Source organism: Pseudoalteromonas sp. Isolate6, from assembly GCF_022398435.1.
Taxonomy (GTDB): domain Bacteria; phylum Pseudomonadota; class Gammaproteobacteria; order Enterobacterales; family Alteromonadaceae; genus Pseudoalteromonas; species Pseudoalteromonas galatheae.
Window position 1 is genome coordinate 1 of record NZ_JAKEVK010000355.1, and the last position, 2,119, is coordinate 2,119.

2 protein-coding genes are annotated in these 2,119 nt (G+C 41.5%); one reads left to right on the forward strand and one right to left on the reverse strand.

Annotated elements, in window-relative coordinates:
- Nucleotides 1-72: 72 nt before the first annotated feature.
- Nucleotides 73-1,530: a hypothetical protein gene (locus L1D50_RS22810; protein WP_239966916.1), complete on the forward strand. Its 1,458-nt coding sequence runs from the start codon at nucleotides 73-75 to the stop codon at nucleotides 1,528-1,530.
- A gap of 182 nt (nucleotides 1,531-1,712) precedes the next feature.
- Here L1D50_RS22810 and L1D50_RS22815 read toward each other — a convergent pair whose 3' ends face one another.
- Nucleotides 1,713-2,099, reverse strand: a complete 387-nt coding sequence (locus L1D50_RS22815; protein ID WP_128727245.1) for a hypothetical protein — start codon at nucleotides 2,097-2,099, stop codon at nucleotides 1,713-1,715.
- Nucleotides 2,100-2,119: the final 20 nt, after the last annotated feature.

Here is a 2,119-nt window from a genome sequence, read left to right on the forward strand (position 1 = left end):
GTTTTTTAACTTTGATTCAACTTTTACATTCCACTATAGTTGCGCCAATTGGCGTCATACAAAGAGGTTTAAATGAAAGACAATTTCATCAGGGATGGCATTAGAGGCAACTTAGTTGTTAAAGACTTTGTGCCTGCCACAAAAATCGGCAAGTTTGATCTCAAAGTAGAACCACACAAAAAGAAAATCACCGTAATTGTTAAAATCTTTTATCGATTTATCGACAACACCGAAGATCAACTCTCGTGGTCAATGCATGAAAAAAATGAGTTTAAACGTAATGCAAGACGCGTAATTTTAGAAAAGTGGAAAAACAATTATAAGATCCGCTGTACCAAGCAGAACTGGGAAGAATTTGTGATGGACATTAACTTTGTCATTGCAGAGGTGAACAACTCAGCGTACTGTCGTTATGTTGTAGAAGTAAAAAAGCTTGCGCGGTATAAGTCTAGCGGCGGCATCAATCATGGCGTGGTTCCACATGTCTGCGATGTTAACAATTTTGCCAATGAAATTGACATCACCAAAAACCAAGAGCGGATCTTCAATTACAAAGAGGGTTTGCTGCGCTCAGGACTGAGGGGGTTGCTACCAGCGGGCGATGGCGACTATATTACTTTTTCATCGGATCAACGTATTCTAACCAGCGACATGAAGAGCTACTTAGACCGTTTTTTAACGATTATAAGAGCACGCAGAACGCCCGATGTACTTGGTATTAAAGCTTATATTATTGGTCTCAAAGGTAAAAATGACAGCACCTTTACGTACAATTTAGAATCACGCCGAGCAAACTCTGTCGCTAATTACATTAACCAGCGCATTGTCGGCGACAACTTTGCTATTGTTGCCGACACATCACAGCAATGGGCCAAAGACGCGGTAGCCTTCTTAAAAACTCGCACTCGTAACCACACAGTTTCCGGCCAAGATGGGGGTGTACTTATTGTTATTCGCACACCCCATAATGTTGATCGCACCGTACCGCATAAATATATCGTGATGACTCATGAGTTTGGACACATGCTAGGACTGCCTGACGAATATTTTGGTGTACACAGCAACTCCACCATGGCAAAGCTAAGGCTAGATAACGTTTGGCCAAGCACAATACGCTCACAAAGGGTAGCGACAGGGAACAAACGCCTCAGAGAGATGCAAGACGGCTTTACACAAATGGCCACACAAGCCAATGTGTCTTTACCTAACTTGATTTTAAAGACCACCATAGTCAAACGGCCTGAGGCTGAACAAACGTATCAAGAAATACAAGACAAAAATGACCAAATCACTCGACGTAAGCAACAGTTAAAAGATACCTTTGGTCAAAATAGTTGGGCCTATAAGAAGTATAAAGACTCACATCCCAGACTTTATGCGCCCCCAAGCACAGAAGCAATTTCTAACAGCATCATGCACAGTGGCAGCGATATTCAAAAAGTGCATTTTGTGACGATTTGGTCGGCCCTGTGCAAAGCAACTGAAACGCACCTTGATGTCACTGATTGGGAGATTGTCCCTGCAGAATAAGGAAATATCAATCCTGAAGTTTGAACAAGAAAGAGGTAAGCAACTAGAACATATGCTAATTCCAATATGGAGCTTAACGGCTGTTGCTATTTAGATGTTGTGTTTGCTCACGGCAATTGAATTGCAGCTGAGTACCTAAAGCAATGGAAGGTGCGCACACTTTCCATTGCAAATAGCAAAGCTTAGAAGCTTAGCATTTTTTTAACATGACAAACTTGAGGTATTACATTTTTTTGCACCTCAAATTGTACTCTGTCGCCTTCAGAGATTGTCGCTGCGATGTTCGTTACTCTTTCAAGAATAGTAGGATCGCTGTAGCTTACAGCACCATTCATTACACAGCGGAACTTACGTCCATTAGAGTCTTGAGCATTTACAGTTAAATGGTTTTCGCTCACATTCATAGAGAAAGTGCCTGCTTGGCTGTGGTTTAACACAACTTCAGCAGTTTGGATGACCACGCTACCATAATCTACTTCTGTGATTTTTACTTCAGCAGCAGAAGCCGAACCAGCAGATACACCTAGCGCTAAAACTGTCGCACCCAAAACTTTGTTTAATACTTTCATTGTATATTAGTCCTTTATAC

Bases quoted from the DNA above. Each gene is read 5' to 3' on its own strand.
- L1D50_RS22815 (WP_128727245.1), bottom strand. From the start codon at position 2,099: ATGAAAGTATTAAACAAAGTTTTGGGTGCGACAGTTTTAGCGCTAGGT.
- L1D50_RS22810 (WP_239966916.1), top strand. From the start codon at position 73: ATGAAAGACAATTTCATCAGGGATGGCATTAGAGGCAACTTAGTTGTT.